This window comes from Rhizobium sp. IY2 (assembly GCF_047532935.1).
Classification (GTDB): domain Bacteria; phylum Pseudomonadota; class Alphaproteobacteria; order Rhizobiales; family Rhizobiaceae; genus Rhizobium; species Rhizobium anhuiense.
In genome coordinates this window covers 1,581,412-1,597,098 of record NZ_JBLKNU010000001.1, presented here as the reverse complement: position 1 = coordinate 1,597,098, position 15,687 = coordinate 1,581,412, and the positions used below count along the sequence as shown (strand labels likewise).

Below are 15,687 nucleotides of genomic sequence, written 5' to 3'. Positions count from 1 at the left end.
CTTTTTCCTGATCGACAGGCCATTTTTTCATATTTGTTCCTTCGAGCCGGAACTCAGCGCCTCGCGTTGTCCGTAACCATCATTCAGTCGATCTGACGGAGGCCGGTGCGAACTTGTCGGCTAACGCTGATAAGACCTGCTGTCGATGAGGAGGACTTCCCGCTCGTTGATATGTCCGTGAAGAAACCTTGTACCTTTAGGGATCGGTATCAGGCCGCAAAATCGGTGCATGTTGACCTCGCGCCAGATGCTCAAGCAGTTGACGCGTGATGGGTTGGAGTTCTTCAACGGCTCGAGAGCAAAGCAGAAGTCGTCGCGTCGCCCAGGCGTCAGTGAGTCTGACAAATGCGATCGGCATGGTGCGACGGCAGCGGCGCGCGGCGATCTCGGGAACAATGCCAAAACCCACGCCATCCGCCGCCATCCTGCAAATGCCCTCAAAGGTTCTGAGATGCACGCGCGGCTGCAACCTATGGCCCGCGCGGGCCGCGTGGTCATCGACATGCTGCTGAAGCGCACCTGCAAAGCCGATCTGGTCCTCGCCGAGGAGTTGAGAAAAGGCGATCCGCCTTTCCCCAGCCATGGGGTGAGTGCTTGACATGACGGCGACGAGACGATCGACCGCAAATGGCGATGTTGTCAGCGGTGACGTCTCGATCGCATCGGAGACGATCCCAATCTCCGCCAGTCCGCCTGCTATTGCCTTGACGATCTCGGAACTCGGCCGCTCGGAGAGATCGACGTCGATGCGGGGATGCGCCGCCAGCCACGGTCCAAGACGGCCGGGTAGAAATTCGGCCATTGCCGCGGTATTGGCGAGGAGCCTGATCGTGGCCCGGACTCCGCGCGCATGCTCTGACAATTCCGCCTGCATCGTTGCCACTTGGCGCAAAACGAGACGGGCATGATGCGCCAATGCTTCTCCGGCCCGCGTCGCGCTGACGCCCCGCCGCCCGCGATCCAGAAGCGATACGCCGCCGGATGCTTCCATCTGACGGAGTCGCTCGCTTGCCGCAGCCAAAGAAAGATTGGCCGCCGAAGCGCCATGCGTGATGCTGCCAGCCTCCACAACGGCGAGAAAGAGACGTAAATCTGCAAGATCGAAGCGCATGGCGCAAAGATAACACACGGTCAGGCTTCGGAAAAACCGAAGCCTGACGATGGAAGTTCCCGATTGTGGCCAAGCGTCGTATTGCTCTAAGTGGCAGCATGGAGCAGATCAATTTCACCACTGTCGCAATCGCCGTCATTTTCTTTGTTGCCGGTTTCGTCAAAGGCGTCACGGGCATGGGCTTGCCCACAGTGGCCATGGGTGCACTCGGCGCGCTCCTTAATCCATTGACGGCGGCCGCGCTGCTGCTCGCGCCATCCTTCGTCACGAATGTTTGGCAGCTTCTTGCCGGTCCACGATTTGGGCCGCTTCTGCTGCGACTGTGGCCCATGATGGCGATGATCGTCATCGGCACGCTGGCCAGCTGCACCCTGCTTGCAGGCGGTAATGCCGGCCGCACCACGATGGCTCTCGGGCTCGCGCTGGTCTTCTACTCAGCCTACACGCTCCTTGCTCATCAGCACCGCGTGCCCTCCCATTGGCAGCCTTGGGCATCGCCTCTGGTTGGGCTGGCAACGGGCGTAATGACAGGTGCTACGGGCGTATTCGTCATTCCCGCCGTTCCGTATCTTCAGGCGCTCGGTTTCGAGCGGGACGAACTGGTTCAGGCATTGGGCCTATCCTTCAGCATTTCGACCATTGCGCTTGCTATCGCCCTTCTCTCCCATGGGACTCTGCCAATCAGCGCACTGACGACGTCGGTGCTTGCCGTCATCCCCGCCCTAGTTGGTATGGTGGCTGGGCAGGCGGTCCGCATGCGGATCAGTCAAGATGTCTTTCGGCGTGGATTTCTCGTCTGTCTCCTGATTCTGGGACTGGAAATGGCGCTTCGGCCGCTTCTGTCGCAATGACCGCTTGTGGTGGCACGAGTTGGATGTCAGTTGCTGACAACCCGGTCACGCTGCGTCTGAAGGACCTCGGGGGCCTTGAAACCCTTGCCGGCAAGGCAGGTCACCTGACCATTTGCTTCGCGACTGAAGAAGGCGGGTGCCGTCTCGGATTTCGAGGCGGCGCCTGTTATAGAAAGAAGACTTTGCGGGGAGGGCCTCATGCCGAACAAGGATCTTGCGCGATTGATCGAGGCAGCTGATCGCCTCGCTGCCGGTGGGTTCACTATGGGCGCTGATTGGCAGGCGGTACACGAAATCTGCCAGCGCCACGAAGGTGAACAGCCGTTCGACTGGGGTCACGCGCTCTGCCATCGCATCGAAGGCGACGACTGGAATGCCGACTACTGGTATCGTCGCGCTGGAAAGAGACGAGGCGCCGGCTCGATGGCCGACGAGTGGTCGGCGATGCGGACGGAACTCTCTGCAAAGGCTGGAGGCTAACACCCTGACTACGCCGGTTGGAGCATAGTCAGGGTGGGTTGCCCGATTACCTGTTATTTAGTTGCGACCTGACCAGCCTCAGTCCTTTTTCGGTGATCCGGTAGGGTTGGCCGCTCGAGGACTTGATGGCCCTCAGCTGCTTCAGCCTGCGGAAGAGATCGAGATCGACGCCGGGATAGAGCCAGCCATCGCGGGTGAAGCAACTGACTGCCTCGATCTTCCTGTTGTCGTCGCGAGAAATTTCGATGCGGCCGCCTTGGGCCATGAGATGCAGGATGCGCTGCTCCGTGCGAGAAATGTCCATGTGTTGAGATCCGGTATCGCGCCCGGCAGGGCGCACAAAAACGATCTGGCGTTCATTCGAACGTCAGGGCTTCGTTTTTTTCGGGCCCATGCGCGCAAGAAAACTTGCGGGCAGGGCCTTTACCGGGTCTCAGGCAGGCTCAACATAAAACACCTCGATAAGCTTTATTATTCAGCCGGGAAAATTCGGTCAAGAGCGTGCTCTCAGGTTAAAACCGGTCGAAAACCGCAATTTCCAGCCATCATCTCCTTGGAGCCACTGGTAAATTTCGCGACTCAATGGTCTAGTTGAGGGGTAACGCGGAGGTGTCGTTGATCCACATTCGCAATGCCCGCGATGGTGAAGCGGAGCTATTGAGCGAGATCGGGCTCAGGGCCTGGCAAAATGCGATGGCGTCGATCGGCGAATCGGACGCGATGATCGATGCAGCGCGCAACGCCTTTCGGAACTTCGTGGAAAACGACTGGCTGACCATCACCGTCGTCGAGCAGAACGGCCAGGTCGCAGGCTGGGCGGCGCGCGAGCGATTGGACGAAACCATCTCAGATTTCTGGATCGATCCTGCCTTCACCCGCCAGGGGCTTGGTTCGGCGCTTCTCGTCCGCATCGAAAAGGAAATCTCCGATCAGGGCTTCGAGAGGGCGGCGATGCAGACCCATTCCGGCAATAGCGAGGCGATCGGCTTCTTCCGGAAACACGGCTACAGCATCCACTGGCTCTCGGTCGCCTATAATCCGAAGCTCGATCGCGATGTGCCCTCGGTCGGACTGACAAAACAGCTCGTTTCCGATGGCGGCGGATACGGGCAGGAATTCTGACGTTTGAAAGGTGCTGCAGGAGGCGGAGGATTGCTTACGGCCGCCGGGCGTGGTTCTCGGCTCATAGCGGGCTATTCGGACGTCACGCAAAAATTGTTGCCTTCGGGATCATTCAATACGCTGTAGGCATCCGTGTCGCGGACGAATGTCGCCCCGAGGGATAGGAGCCGTTCCACTTCTTTTTGCCGGTCCGGAGCGGCGATATCGAGATGAACACGGTTGCGGGCGGTACGCTCTCCCTGGCGAAGGTGGAAGCAGAGGCGTGTTCCGGGACCATCGACCATCACCGTCGGATCCGTTTCCCGTGTCAGCCCCAATGCGGCAAGGCGGGCCAGCTCGGCATCGTCATAAGGCATCACTTCGTAGCCATCGAGCGCCGCCGCCCAGAAACGAGCAACTCGCCAGGGATTGTCGCAGTCGATGACGATTTCTTTCAGCCTTGCCATGACGCTTCTAAAACTTACCGGATCGACGCTCGGAGACGCGCTCAGCGATCGCCCCGCCGATGGCCGGCAGCAATGCGAAAAGCATGAGCTGTGGTGTTCCCTGCAACGTCAACAGGCCGGAAATGGTGAGCGCGAGCAGCAACCCTGCCAGCGTCCCGACCAGATAGGGCAGATAACCCTTCAATAGCGCCTCCCTATCGCGATGGCCAAAATCCAAGCGCATTTGGACTGAAGATAGAGATCACTATGGTATCGACAACTGGGGCGGTCAGAATTCGTGTCGATCGCTCGGCTTATGCCGATGTCGCCGTCCGTGGTGCAGACGGCCTCTCGCCCCAGACAGAAGCCGCCGACAGCAACTCTTGCACAAGGGAAAGCCTTGCACCGCTACGCCATTTCCGTTACCTCACCAGTGGAAAAGAACAGCCTGCAAAGAGTATCAGATGACCCTTGTCGACGTCCGCACGCCTGATCCGAAACGCTTCATCCCCGGCGCCACCGGCGACTGGGAAGTCATCGTCGGCATGGAAGTCCATGCCCAGGTGCTGTCCAATTCGAAGCTCTTCTCCGGCGCCTCGACGGAATTCGGCAAGCCGCAAAATTCGAACGTCTCGCTGGTCGACGCCGCGATGCCCGGCATGCTGCCCGTCATCAACGAGGAATGCGTCAAGCAGGCGGTGCGCACCGGCCTCGGCCTGAAGGCCGAGATCAACAAGCGCTCGGTCTTCGACCGCAAGAACTATTTCTATCCCGACCTGCCGCAAGGCTATCAGATCTCGCAGTTCAAGGATCCGATCGTCGGCGAGGGTAAGATCGTCATTTCGCTTGGGCCGGACCGCCAGGGCCAGTTCGAGGATATCGAGATCGGCATCGAGCGCCTGCATCTGGAACAGGATGCCGGCAAGTCGATGCATGACCAGCATGCGACCATGTCCTATGTCGACCTGAACCGTTCCGGCGTTGCGCTGATGGAGATCGTCTCCAAGCCCGACATGCGCTCGTCCGACGAGGCCAAGGCCTATATGACCAAGCTGCGCTCGATCGTGCGTTATCTCGGCACCTGCGACGGCAACATGGACGAAGGTTCGATGCGCGCCGACGTCAACGTCTCGGTCCGCCGTCCGGGCGAGGGTTTCGGCACGCGCTGCGAAATCAAGAACGTCAACTCCATCCGCTTCATCGGCCAGGCGATCGAATATGAAGCCCGACGCCAGATCGGCATTCTGGAGGAGGGCGGCACGATCGATCAGGAGACCCGCCTCTTCGACCCGAACAAAGGCGAGACGCGCTCCATGCGCTCCAAGGAGGATGCGCACGACTATCGTTACTTCCCCGATCCAGACCTGCTGCCGCTCGAATTCGACGATGCCTTCATCAAGGCGCTCGAAGCCGATCTTCCCGAGCTGCCCGACGACAAGAAGGAGCGCTTCGTGCGCGAGCTCGGCCTGTCGATCTATGACGCTTCGGTGCTCGTCTCCGAGAAGGCGATTGCCGATTATTTCGAAGCGGTCGCCGCAGGCCGTGACGGCAAGACGGCGGCAAACTGGGTGATCAACGATCTACTCGGCGCCTTGAACCGCACCGGCAAGGATATCGAGCAGACGCCGGTTTCGCCGGCCCAACTCGGCGCCATCATCGATCTCATCAAGGCGGGAACCATCTCCGGCAAGATCGCCAAGGATCTCTTCGAGATCGTGCTCATCGAAGGCGGCGATCCCGCCGAGATCGTCGAGACGCGCGGCATGAAGCAGGTGACGGATACCGGCGCGATCGAGAAGGCCGTTGACGAGATCATCGCCGCCAATCCCGATCAGGTCGAAAAGGTCAAGGCGAAGCCGACCATGGCGGCATGGTTCGTCGGCCAGGTAATGAAGGCGACCGGTGGCAAAGCCAATCCGCAGGCTGTCCAGGCCCTCGTCAAGGCGAAGCTCGGCATCGAGGAATAAGCGGTGTACTTCGTCCGCACCGCCGGCGAACGCGACGTGGAAAAGGTGCGCGCCCTGCTGGCGGAGAGCTTTCATGCTACCTATGACGACCTCCATGGCGCAGCCAAGGTGGATGATCTCATCGCCCATCTCTTTGCGGCGGCGGCGCTGAAGGCGCGGCTGGCGCGAAAGGATGCCGAATTCCTCGTTGCCGATGACGGCCGCAATATTGGCGGCATGGGTTATGCGGCAATGTCGCAGCAATTGACGAAGACGGTCATGCTGCATCTCCTCTACGTCAGGCCGGCGCTGCAGCGCCAAGGTATCGGCCGCGATATCTTCGCCGAGCTCGAAACCTGTTTTCCGGATGCGGAGATCATGCGTCTCGAAGTCGAACCGCAGAATGCAGCGGCGATCGCCTTCTATCTCACGCACGGCTTCACCGAGGTCGGCCGCAACGAGAACAGTGGGGCCGGGCAATCCGGCATTCCCGCGCTGATCTTCGAAAAACCGCTCGAAGGGCATTGAGGCCGTGGCGGGGGAATTGCCCGACATACTCATTCGTCAGGCGCGCAAAGAGGATCTGCCGGCGCTCGTGGCAATCTTTGCCGCCGATGCGCTCGGCGGTCATGGCGATACCACGGAAGCTGAAGCCTTCCCGGATTATGCCAGGGCCTTTGCCGCAATCGAAGCTTCGCCAGACCAGATGCTTTACGTTGCAGAGCGCGGCGGTGAGGTGGTTGGCACGTTCCAGACGATGGTGACGACGTCGCTGACCAGCCGTGGCTCCTCGGCGATGATTATCGAGGCGGTGCAGACGCGGGCCGATCTGCGCGGGCAGGGGATCGGTGCCGCGATGATCGAATTCGCCATTGCCGAGGCAAAAGGCCGCGGCATGCGGCTGGTGCAGCTGACCTCGAATGCCCTGCGTAGGGATGCCCACCGTTTCTACGAAAGGCTGGGCTTCAGGGCCTCGCATCTGGGCTTCAAGATGGCTTTGAAATGACCCGTGGCTGTCGTGGAATCGCTGGACAATTCGGCTTCGCGACGGCATAAGCGAGGGAATGAATTCTGGTTTGGCCCGCACCCGGCGGGCACAAGGAAAAGACATGTGGAATCTTCTGGTTCAAACCTTCACCTGGTGGAACAGTCAGACGATGGGCACGCGTTTTGCGACCTGGCGTTTTGGCAAGCGTGTCGGCGAGGATGAATTCGGTAACGTCTATTACGAAGGCGGCATGTCTTCCTACGGTCTGCCGAAGCGCTGGGTGATCTACAAGGGTTATGCCGAAGCCTCCGCCATTCCGCCGGGCTGGCATGGCTGGATGCATCATCGCACCGACGTTCCCCCGTCCAAGGAAAACTACGTCGCCAAGGAATGGCAGAAGGGGCATCGCCCCAACCTAACCGGTTCGCCGCAGGCTTACCGTCCGCCGGGCTCCATCGCCGTTCCGGGTGAGCGGCCGCGCGTCACCGGCGATTACGACGCCTGGACGCCCGGCAACTGAGACGGCTCGAACGGGCAATTCCAGGCCCGGCTTTTGGCCACAATTGACCTTTACCCGCAGGTTGGCCGCGCTTGACCGCGGCCGTGAACTGAAAATGTCTGGAGACGGGTACATGAAGCTCTTCACGCGGAACATGGTGCTGCGTGCCGCGGGATCGCTGCTGGCGCTCTCGGCCCTGCTTCCGCCAGTTGCGGCAAATGCCGCACGCATCGAAAATCCGGTTGCCGTCTTCTCCGGCCTCGACAAGATTACCGGCCGCATCACGACCTTCGACGTCTATGTCAACGAGACGGTGCAGTTCGGCGCGCTGCAAGTGACACCGAAGGCCTGTTATTCGCGCGACCAGGCCGAAGCGCAGAAGATCGACGGTTTTGTTGAGGTCGATGAAATCACCCTCGACCGCAAGATCCGCCGCATTTTCACCGGCTGGATGTTCGCCGCCAGCCCCGGCCTCAATGCCGTCGAGCACCCGATCTACGACGTCTGGCTGAAGGACTGCAAGACGAGCTCGGACGTCCCGGCGCCTGACGGCGCCAAGGCGACAGCCCGCTAACGCGACCTGACGGCCGCGTTATGCTGTGGGTGTCTTGTTCCTCTTGAAAAGACCCTTGGCAAAGCGAAGCGCACCGGCGAGCACGATGAAGACGAGAACGCCGGCCTTCTTGAAGAAGGCGAGGGCGAGTGCCAGCAATCCTACCTTCGCGGCAATCTTGGCGCCCGCGCCCGCAGCGATCATTCCCGCCATCCCATAGGCCGCGATCTTGTCGCCCTCGACATAGTCGCCATAAGCCATTCCCTTGTCGAACTGTACGAGCTTGGTGACGGTCGGAATGACGCCTTCGATCTCTTTCAACTGATCGAGGCCGGCGACGAAGTTGAATTGAAATACGCCCTGGCGGCCGAACACACGCACGGAATAATTCAGCGTGTGCTGCGGCTGCGTGTCGTCGCCAAAGATCAGATCCCGAGCCCAGTGCATCGCATGCGCAGATTGGTCGTAGTGCGGCGTGGAGGCCCAGCCGACAAGCGTGATCTTCGGAAACCCCTGCTTTTCGCGTTCGGCGTTGTTTTCGCGGATCGCGTCTTTGATGTTCTGCAGCAATTCGTCGTAGTTGGTCGTGGCGGCATCGGCGTCGGAAACATAGCCGTCAGCATTGTATTCGACGGTGGAACCCCAGGCCTCGATATCGGTCGGCGCATATTTTGCCGGGAAGATCATCCCCATCGTTCCCGCCGCCGCCGGCGGGTTTCCCCAGATATCGACCAGCACCGTCTTCGCGTCGGCAGGGCTGAGATAGTAGAAGTCGGCGGGTACGTTCAGCGTTGCCTTGGCTTCAGGCAGCTTGATCACGCCGTGCTGAAAATCGAGCTTCTCCAGCAATGGCTTTTCTGCGTCGGAAAAATCGCTCCTGTTCGCAAACATCTCTTGGTAAGGGCGTGCGCCGGCCTGACTCGTCAACAAGGCGAAAAGGATCGCGGCTGCAAAATATCGTTTCAAAATTCTATCCCCCGTTGCATTCCGGAGCCTAGCCAAACCAGGTGGAAAATCAACGTTTGGATGAATCAATCGGGCTTAAAACTTGAGGTGCGGCGACTCCATCGCCGTCGCAAGCATCACGGCATAATCGGCCTTCGGAACGTCGATCGCTCCGAACGTCTTCAGGTGCTCGGTGGTGAATTGCGTGTCGAGCAGGGTGAAGCCCCTTTCCCGTAGCCGGTCGACCAGATGCACGAGGCAGATCTTCGAGGCATCCGTGCGGCGCGAAAACATGCTTTCGCCGAAGAAGGCCGAGCCGAGGGAGACACCGTAGAGACCGCCGACCAGTTCGTCGCCATCCCAGGCTTCGACGGTATGGGCATGGCCCATGTCGAAGAGCGTCGCGTAAAGTGATCGAATCGTCTTGTTGATCCAGGTACTCGGGCGCCCGGATGTCTCCTCCGCGCAAGCCGCGATCACCTGATCGAAAGCGTGATCGAAACGGATCTCGAAGGGTTTCCTGCGCACCGTCTTGGCAAGACTCTTCGACACATGGAAATGGTCGAGCGGCAGCACGCCGCGCAGCTCCGGTTCGACCCAGAAGATCTCCGGGTCGTCGGCGGATTCGGCCATCGGGAAGAGGCCGATGGAATAGGCGCGCAGGAGAATGTCAGGGGTGATGCCTGGTGACTTCCTGCGCGATCCTGCCATTCCTGCCCTATGCCGCCGGTGTGTTGGCGAGGTAGTGTTCCAGCCAGTGGATGTCGTAGTCGCCGTTGGCGATATCCTGGTTGGAGACGAGATCCTGGAACAACGGCAGCGTCGTATTGATGCCGTCGACAACAAATTCGTCGAGCGCCCGGCGCAGGCGCATCATGCATTCAACACGGGTGCGGCCGTGCACGATCAGCTTGCCGATGAGGCTGTCGTAATAGGGCGGGATCTTGTAGCCCTGATAGGCACCGGAATCGATGCGCACACCGAGGCCGCCCGGCGCGTGGAAATGGGTGATCGTGCCGGGCGAGGGCACGAAGGTGCGCGGGTGCTCGGCATTGATGCGGCATTCGATGGCGTGACCGGAAAAATGCACTTCGTCCTGCGTCACCGAGAGACCGCCGCCGGAAGCGACACGGATCTGCTCATGCACCAGGTCGATGCCGGTGATCGCTTCGGTGATCGGATGCTCCACCTGCAAACGGGTGTTCATTTCGATGAAATAGAACTCGCCATTCTCGTAAAGGAATTCGATCGTGCCGGCGCCGCGATATTTCAGCTTCTTCATGGCGTCGGCGCAGATCTGGCCGATTTTCATGCGCTGCTCGACGTTGAGTGCCGGCGAATTCGCCTCTTCCCAAACCTTCTGGTGGCGGCGCTGCAGCGAGCAGTCGCGCTCGCCGAGATGGATGGCATTGCCTTCGCCGTCACCGAACACCTGGATTTCGATGTGGCGCGGCTTGCCGAGATATTTTTCCATGTAGACGGCATCGTTGCCGAAGGCGGCTGCCGCTTCCGTGCGCGCCGTCGACCAGGCTTCGATCAGGTCGGCCTCGCTCTTGGCGACCTTCATGCCGCGTCCGCCACCGCCGGCGGTGGCCTTGATCAGCACGGGATAGCCGATTTCGGCGGCCGTCTTCAGCGCGTCCTCTTCGGTCTTCACTTCGCCGTCCGAGCCCGGAACGACGGGAATGCCGAGTTCGAGCGCCGTCGTCTTGGCGGTGATCTTGTCGCCCATGATGCGGATATGGTCCGCCGTCGGCCCGATGAAGGTGATCCCATGGGCATCGAGGATATCGGCGAACTTGGCGTTCTCCGACAGAAAGCCGTAACCCGGATGCACGGCATCGGCGCCGGTGATCTCGCAGGCGGCGACGATCTGGTGGATGTTGAGATAGCTCTCGCGCGAGGAGGGCGGGCCGATGCAGACGCTTTCGTCGGCAAGGCGCACATGCATGGCATCGGCGTCGGCAGTGGAATGAACCACGACGCAGGCGATGCCGAGCTCCTTGCAGGCCCGGAGCACGCGAAGGGCGATTTCCCCGCGATTGGCGATGAGGATTTTCGAAATCATGGGCATCGGCCTATTCGATGACCACGAGGGCTTGGCCGTATTCGACGGGATGTCCGTCATCGACGAGGATCTCGGTCACCTTGCCGGACTTCGGCGAGGGGATTTGGTTCATCGTCTTCATTGCTTCGATGATGATGAGCGTCTGGCCTTCCTTGACGGTCGCGCCGACCTCGATGAACGGACGCGCGCCCGGAGCCGGCGCCATGTAGACGGTGCCGACCATCGGAGCATTGACGACGTTGGCGGGGTTACGGGCGGGCGCTGCGGCCGGCGCGGCAGCGGCTGCCGGCGCAGCGGCTGCGGCATAGCTGGGTGCTGCGATCGGCGCCTGGACGTATTGCGGCGTACCGGCGCGCGAAACGCGGATGCGCAGGTCGTCCTGCTCGACCTCGATCTCTGTCAGATCCGTATCGTTGAGAATATTGGCGAGATCGCGGATCAGTGCCTGATCGATACCCGATTTCTTTTCAGCCATGGTGTTGCCCTGTCTTCTTCTTATGCCGTGATGTTCTTCAGCGCGTGGAGCGCCAGGATGTAGCTGTGAGTCCCGAAGCCGCAGATCACGCCCTTGCATGCCGGCGCGATCATCGACTTGTGACGGAATTCTTCCCGTGCATGCACGTTGGATATGTGGAGCTCGATGACGGGAATGGAAATGGCGCGGATCGCATCATGCAGCGCGACCGATGTATGCGTATAGGCGCCCGCGTTGATGGCAACGCCGGCGGCCTTTTCATCTGCCTCGTGGAGCCAGTCCACAAGCGTGCCTTCGTGGTTGCTCTGCCGGAAATCGATATCAAACCCGAACTCGCGGCCGGCGGCCTTGCAGTCGGCTTCGATGTCCTTCAGCGTCTTGCCGCCATAAATGCCGGGCTCTCGTTTACCCAGCATGTTCAGGTTGGGGCCGTTCAGGACGAAAATCGTTTGCGTCATCGAATGTTCCGTAAAATGTACGACGGCAACCTATAGACTCCGCGAAGGCTGAATGAAAGCCCTTACGGGTTGGCCAGCGGGAATCACGCCACATTTGTCCACATGGCTGAAACGCTTCGATTTTGGCGATTTGATGGGCGGCCGACCGGCGGCTGGTTTGCTCAGCAGTCAGTCTTGCCGCAACTGCGCATGTTCTTGACCTTGGCTTCGAGATCGTCGAGCCCGACGGCGCCCGGCACCAGTTCGTTGCCGATCACATAGGAGGGCGTGCCGCTGATGCCGAGGCTGGAGGCGAGCTGGTAGGTCGCCTGGACGATGCCGTCATTCGGGCTCTTTGCCATCTCGGCGCGGATCTTGTCCTCGCTGACGCCGAGCGAAGCGGCGACCGCGATCGCTGTTTCGTCGGAAGCGCGGCCCTCGGTGCCGAGAAGGGCGACATGGAAATCGGCATATTTCTCCGGCGCCAGCTTGCGGAAGGCATCGGCTACCTTGTGGGCGGCGACCGAATCCGGTCCGAGGATCGGAAACTCCTTGAGCACGAAGCGGACGTTCTTGTCCTTCTTCAGCATCGCCTGCATGTCGGGAAGTGCGTGCCGGCAATAGCTGCAATTGTAATCGAAGAATTCGACGACGGTGACATCGCCCTTGGGATTGCCGAGCGTGACGTCGTTCTTCGAATCGAAGATGTCGGCGGTGTTCTCTTCGATCGCCATATTGGCCTTCACCAGCCGCTGGGCTTCCTGCTTTTTCTGCAGCGCATCCTGGACTTCGATCATGATCTCGGGATTCTCGATCAGATATTGCTTGATGAATTCGCCGAACTCCTTCTTCTGCTGGTCGTCGAGCGCCGCCGCCGGAAGCGGAAGGGCGATCGATGCGGCAAGCGCCAGTGCGGTGAAGGTTTTCGGGAAGAATGCCATGATATCCTCGTCAGCGGCGGTGTGGCCGTCTCTTTGTCGAGAAGACCGTCGTCGGGTTAATGGACTTGAATGCGTCGCGTCAAGGTACGGCGCGTCCGGTTCTCATCAAACAGGAATTTTTCATCCCCGCGCGGCCCTCGCGGGATTGTGATGAGCCGATTAATACGGCAATTGTCGGGCCGTCATTGAAGAAGCCGAGTGAGAAGCGATCTTGTTTTCCATATCGAAACGCAGCGAAGTCGAGCCTTTTCACGCTATGGACGTTCTGGCGGAGGCGACGAAACGGCGTGCAAGAGGTCATCCCGTGATTTCGATGGCGGTCGGTCAGCCCTCGCATCCGGCGCCTCAGGCAGCCCTCGAGGCGGCGCGCGCCGCACTTTCTGACGGCCGGATCGGTTATACCGATGCGTTGGGGACGGCGCGGTTGAAATCCGCACTTGCCTGGCACTATAGGGATCGCCACGGACTGGAGATCGATCCCGCGCGCATTGCCATCACCACCGGCTCCTCGGCGGGCTTCAATCTGGCCTTCCTGTCGCTCTTCGATGCCGGCGATGCGGTGGCGATCGCAAGGCCCGGTTATCCCGCCTATCGCAACATTCTCGGCGCGCTGGGTCTGAAGGTTCTCGAAGTGCCTGTCACGGCCGAGACCCACTTTACGCTCACCCCTGAGAGCCTGGAAGTGGCGCAGAAGGAAAGCGGCCTGACGCTGAAAGGCGTGCTGCTTGCAAGCCCCGCCAACCCGACCGGCACGGTGACCGGCCGCGAGGGGCTGAAGGCGCTTTCGGATTATTGCGCCGCCCATTCCATCGCCTTCATCTCTGATGAAATCTATCACGGGCTGACCTTTGCCGGCGAGGAGGCGAGCGCGCTGGAGCTGACAGACGAGGCGATCGTCATCAATTCCTTCTCCAAATATTATTGCATGACCGGCTGGCGGATAGGCTGGATGGTGCTGCCGGAACGGCTGGTGCGGCCGATAGAGCGGGTGGCGCAGAGCCTTTATATTTCCCCGCCCGAGCTCTCCCAGATCGCCGCCACCGCCGCTCTCGGCGCCGGTGCCGAGCTGGATCGTTACAAGGCGAGCTATGCCGCCAACCGCGAGCTGCTGATGCGGCGCCTGCCGCAGATCGGCCTTTCGATCGCCTCGCCGATGGACGGCGCCTTCTACGCCTACCTCGACGTCACCCGCTTTTCCAATGACAGCATGGGCTTTGCCAAACGCATGCTCGCGGAAATCGACGTCGCGGCAACGCCCGGCCTTGACTTCGATCCCCTGGAAGGAAATCGAACCCTGCGTCTATCCTATGCGGGCTCGGAAGCCGAGATCGCCGAGGCGGTGGAACGAATCGCAGCCTGGTTGAAGTAGCGCGCCGGCAGCCGGCTGCTCGCTCTCCTATCGGCTAGCTTCGCGATGAAAACAGCGAGGCGAGCGTCGAAGCCGGTTTGTTGTTCAGCCGCGGCACCACCACGAGCTGCTTGATGTCGCCGCGCTTGTAGGCGGCGAGGAAGCGCTTGTAATCCTTGAACGAGACGCAGCCGTTGGAATCGCCGTTCCTGCCGAGCATGTAGGTGTGGGCCAGCAGGCCGACGCGGTCAAAGATGGCGTCCGAACCCTCGACCGGCGTCAGGCGCAGCGCCTCGACGCCGTGGAAAAGGGCTTCGCGCATGGTGAGGACATAGGTGTGCGGCGGTGTCGGTCCGCGCATCTTCTTGTCCACGTAGCGCGGGTTGTCGCGCATCTTGCCGAGGCCGGAATGGGCTTCCAGCCGTTCGCCGTTCGGCAGATAGACGGTGCTGTTCTCGATGTCGTAGATCGCCACGCCTGCGCGCAGTTTGGGCGAAAAGACCGGCTTGTCGTAACGCGGCACGGCATCGTCTTCGTCATCTTCGATCGGCGAGTTCGGCTGGGCGTAGGCAAGTGCCGGCTCGCCAGCGCGCTGCGAACCCTTGGCGGTCGGCGCCGGTTTGCCGACGAGGCCATCGGGACGCGCCATCGGCAGCGGCACGGAACCTTCATCCGGGGCCAGGACGAGATCGAAGGGCGGCGCTTCTTCCGCGGCGGCAACCACGACAGGTGCGGGTTCTGAGGCGGGAATGGAGGCGGTTCTGACGGGAGATGCGGCCGGCTCGACCGGGGCCGGCGCGATCTGCCGGGGTCCGGCATCGGCAAGCGCAAGCAGGGCCGGGACTTCGGCTGCGGCGATGGCCTCTTTCGAGGGAATAATGATCCGGTCGCTATCGCCTGCTTCTGGCTTTACCGAGGCAAGCTCGAGCGGCGGCGGCGCGATCACAGCATCCTTGCGGAATTTGGCGCTGTCGGAAATCGCGGCGACGACCGGTTGCTCGGCAGCTATGGTGAGCCGATTGTTCTTTGTCAGAGCGGCCAGCGCCGTTGCCGCGGCGGCGGTCTTTTCGGCATGGGATTGGATGAGGCTCGCCGTTAGCGGCATCTTCGGTTTCGCGTCAAAGGGAGCCAGCCGATCGGCCTTGCCGACATGAATCAGCCGCTCATGGTGTGACGGCGGCGCCAGCTTCGGCGCGGTCCCGACCTGTGTCAGGCGATCAGACGGAGAATAGGGCACGGCCATCGAATGCATCGTCGCGAAAGTCGCGATCAGCCATGTGGAGGTCAGAAATCCGGCGCCGACGACACCGCAAAGAAAACCGCGAGATCTGCGCCAACGGAAAGCAGATCCGCCAAGAGGGGTGACGTTATCGAACGTCCCGACCGCAAACGCCATACTACACTCGTCTTTCAAACTCGCTACGCAGGCCGGCGGCACTGACTGACTAAACTTCGCCGGGGCCGGTAAAGGCGCAAATGGGCCGAATTTAGACCAGTT

The 15,687-nt window shown here is 60.8% G+C and carries 20 protein-coding genes; 9 read left to right on the top strand and 11 right to left on the bottom strand.

Annotated features, from left to right (window positions below; translation table 11 throughout):
- Window positions 1-196 precede the first annotated feature (196 nt).
- Window positions 197-1,111, bottom strand: coding sequence for a LysR substrate-binding domain-containing protein (locus ACMUVN_RS07880; RefSeq protein ID WP_063475474.1), 915 nt, complete (start codon window positions 1,109-1,111; stop codon window positions 197-199).
- Window positions 1,112-1,209: 98 nt separating this feature from the next.
- On the opposite strand from ACMUVN_RS07880, the gene ACMUVN_RS07875 reads away from it, so the two are divergent.
- Both ACMUVN_RS07875 and ACMUVN_RS07870 read left to right on the top strand, forming a co-directional pair.
- Window positions 1,210-1,962, top strand: coding sequence for a sulfite exporter TauE/SafE family protein (locus tag ACMUVN_RS07875; RefSeq protein WP_063475659.1), 753 nt, complete (start codon window positions 1,210-1,212; stop codon window positions 1,960-1,962).
- 198 nt (window positions 1,963-2,160) lie between these two features.
- On the top strand, window positions 2,161-2,442 hold the full coding sequence (locus tag ACMUVN_RS07870; RefSeq protein WP_063475475.1) for a hypothetical protein: 282 nt from the start codon (window positions 2,161-2,163) through the stop codon (window positions 2,440-2,442).
- A gap of 46 nt (window positions 2,443-2,488) precedes the next feature.
- Here ACMUVN_RS07870 and ACMUVN_RS07865 read toward each other — a convergent pair whose 3' ends face one another.
- Window positions 2,489-2,746 carry a YjhX family toxin gene (locus ACMUVN_RS07865; RefSeq protein ID WP_047614835.1) on the bottom strand — a complete coding sequence of 86 codons (258 nt, stop codon included), beginning with the start codon at window positions 2,744-2,746 and terminating at the stop codon, window positions 2,489-2,491.
- A 311-nt stretch (window positions 2,747-3,057) separates the two neighbouring features.
- Here ACMUVN_RS07865 and ACMUVN_RS07860 point away from each other — a divergent pair, with 311 nt between their 5' ends.
- Window positions 3,058-3,564 carry a GNAT family N-acetyltransferase gene (locus tag ACMUVN_RS07860; RefSeq protein ID WP_063475476.1) on the top strand — a complete coding sequence of 169 codons (507 nt, stop codon included), beginning with the start codon at window positions 3,058-3,060 and terminating at the stop codon, window positions 3,562-3,564.
- A 71-nt stretch (window positions 3,565-3,635) separates the two neighbouring features.
- Here the strand turns inward: ACMUVN_RS07860 and ACMUVN_RS07855 are convergent, their stop codons facing one another.
- On the bottom strand, window positions 3,636-4,010 hold the full coding sequence (locus ACMUVN_RS07855) for a VOC family protein (protein ID WP_063475477.1): 375 nt from the start codon (window positions 4,008-4,010) through the stop codon (window positions 3,636-3,638).
- Window positions 4,011-4,017: 7 nt separating this feature from the next.
- Complete coding sequence (locus ACMUVN_RS07850; protein ID WP_164735965.1) at window positions 4,018-4,194, bottom strand: hypothetical protein; 177 nt, start codon at window positions 4,192-4,194, stop codon at window positions 4,018-4,020.
- Window positions 4,195-4,453: 259 nt separating this feature from the next.
- Between ACMUVN_RS07850 and gatB the strand changes: the two genes are divergently transcribed.
- From gatB to ACMUVN_RS07825, 5 genes are all read left to right on the top strand, one after another.
- Window positions 4,454-5,956, top strand: coding sequence for an Asp-tRNA(Asn)/Glu-tRNA(Gln) amidotransferase subunit GatB (gene gatB / locus ACMUVN_RS07845; RefSeq protein WP_063475478.1), 1,503 nt, complete (start codon window positions 4,454-4,456; stop codon window positions 5,954-5,956).
- A 3-nt stretch (window positions 5,957-5,959) separates the two neighbouring features.
- Window positions 5,960-6,463 carry a GNAT family N-acetyltransferase gene (locus ACMUVN_RS07840; RefSeq protein ID WP_047614841.1) on the top strand — a complete coding sequence of 168 codons (504 nt, stop codon included), beginning with the start codon at window positions 5,960-5,962 and terminating at the stop codon, window positions 6,461-6,463.
- 4 nt (window positions 6,464-6,467) lie between these two features.
- Complete coding sequence (locus ACMUVN_RS07835; protein WP_063475479.1) at window positions 6,468-6,941, top strand: GNAT family N-acetyltransferase; 474 nt, start codon at window positions 6,468-6,470, stop codon at window positions 6,939-6,941.
- 103 nt (window positions 6,942-7,044) lie between these two features.
- Entirely contained in the window at window positions 7,045-7,443 is a 399-nt protein-coding gene (locus tag ACMUVN_RS07830; RefSeq protein WP_047614845.1) for an NADH:ubiquinone oxidoreductase subunit NDUFA12, read from the top strand.
- A gap of 112 nt (window positions 7,444-7,555) precedes the next feature.
- A complete protein-coding gene (locus ACMUVN_RS07825; RefSeq protein WP_047614847.1) occupies window positions 7,556-7,996 on the top strand; it encodes a DUF2155 domain-containing protein in 441 nt (146 codons plus the stop codon).
- 18 nt (window positions 7,997-8,014) lie between these two features.
- Here the strand turns inward: ACMUVN_RS07825 and ACMUVN_RS07820 are convergent, their stop codons facing one another.
- The 6 genes from ACMUVN_RS07820 to ACMUVN_RS07795 form a co-directional block, all read right to left on the bottom strand.
- Window positions 8,015-8,941: a DUF2167 domain-containing protein gene (locus ACMUVN_RS07820; protein WP_414814980.1), complete on the bottom strand. Its 927-nt coding sequence runs from the start codon at window positions 8,939-8,941 to the stop codon at window positions 8,015-8,017.
- A 75-nt stretch (window positions 8,942-9,016) separates the two neighbouring features.
- A complete protein-coding gene (gene aat, locus ACMUVN_RS07815) occupies window positions 9,017-9,631 on the bottom strand; it encodes a leucyl/phenylalanyl-tRNA--protein transferase (protein ID WP_047614850.1) in 615 nt (204 codons plus the stop codon).
- A gap of 7 nt (window positions 9,632-9,638) precedes the next feature.
- Window positions 9,639-10,994 (bottom strand): acetyl-CoA carboxylase biotin carboxylase subunit, encoded by a 1,356-nt coding sequence (accC, locus tag ACMUVN_RS07810; protein WP_174824496.1) that lies wholly within the window; start codon window positions 10,992-10,994, stop codon window positions 9,639-9,641.
- Between the two features lie 4 nt (window positions 10,995-10,998).
- Complete coding sequence (gene accB / locus ACMUVN_RS07805; RefSeq protein ID WP_063475482.1) at window positions 10,999-11,463, bottom strand: acetyl-CoA carboxylase biotin carboxyl carrier protein; 465 nt, start codon at window positions 11,461-11,463, stop codon at window positions 10,999-11,001.
- Between the two features lie 20 nt (window positions 11,464-11,483).
- A complete protein-coding gene (aroQ, locus tag ACMUVN_RS07800) occupies window positions 11,484-11,921 on the bottom strand; it encodes a type II 3-dehydroquinate dehydratase (RefSeq protein WP_047615706.1) in 438 nt (145 codons plus the stop codon).
- 161 nt (window positions 11,922-12,082) lie between these two features.
- The gene (locus ACMUVN_RS07795) at window positions 12,083-12,841 is read right to left on the bottom strand and encodes a DsbA family protein (RefSeq protein ID WP_168332851.1); all 759 of its coding nucleotides are present in this window, start codon (window positions 12,839-12,841) and stop codon (window positions 12,083-12,085) included.
- 211 nt (window positions 12,842-13,052) lie between these two features.
- Between ACMUVN_RS07795 and ACMUVN_RS07790 the strand changes: the two genes are divergently transcribed.
- Window positions 13,053-14,210 carry a pyridoxal phosphate-dependent aminotransferase gene (locus tag ACMUVN_RS07790; protein ID WP_063475483.1) on the top strand — a complete coding sequence of 386 codons (1,158 nt, stop codon included), beginning with the start codon at window positions 13,053-13,055 and terminating at the stop codon, window positions 14,208-14,210.
- 34 nt (window positions 14,211-14,244) lie between these two features.
- Here ACMUVN_RS07790 and ACMUVN_RS07785 read toward each other — a convergent pair whose 3' ends face one another.
- Window positions 14,245-15,585 carry a tlde1 domain-containing protein gene (locus tag ACMUVN_RS07785; RefSeq protein ID WP_414814979.1) on the bottom strand — a complete coding sequence of 447 codons (1,341 nt, stop codon included), beginning with the start codon at window positions 15,583-15,585 and terminating at the stop codon, window positions 14,245-14,247.
- Window positions 15,586-15,687 lie beyond the last annotated feature (102 nt).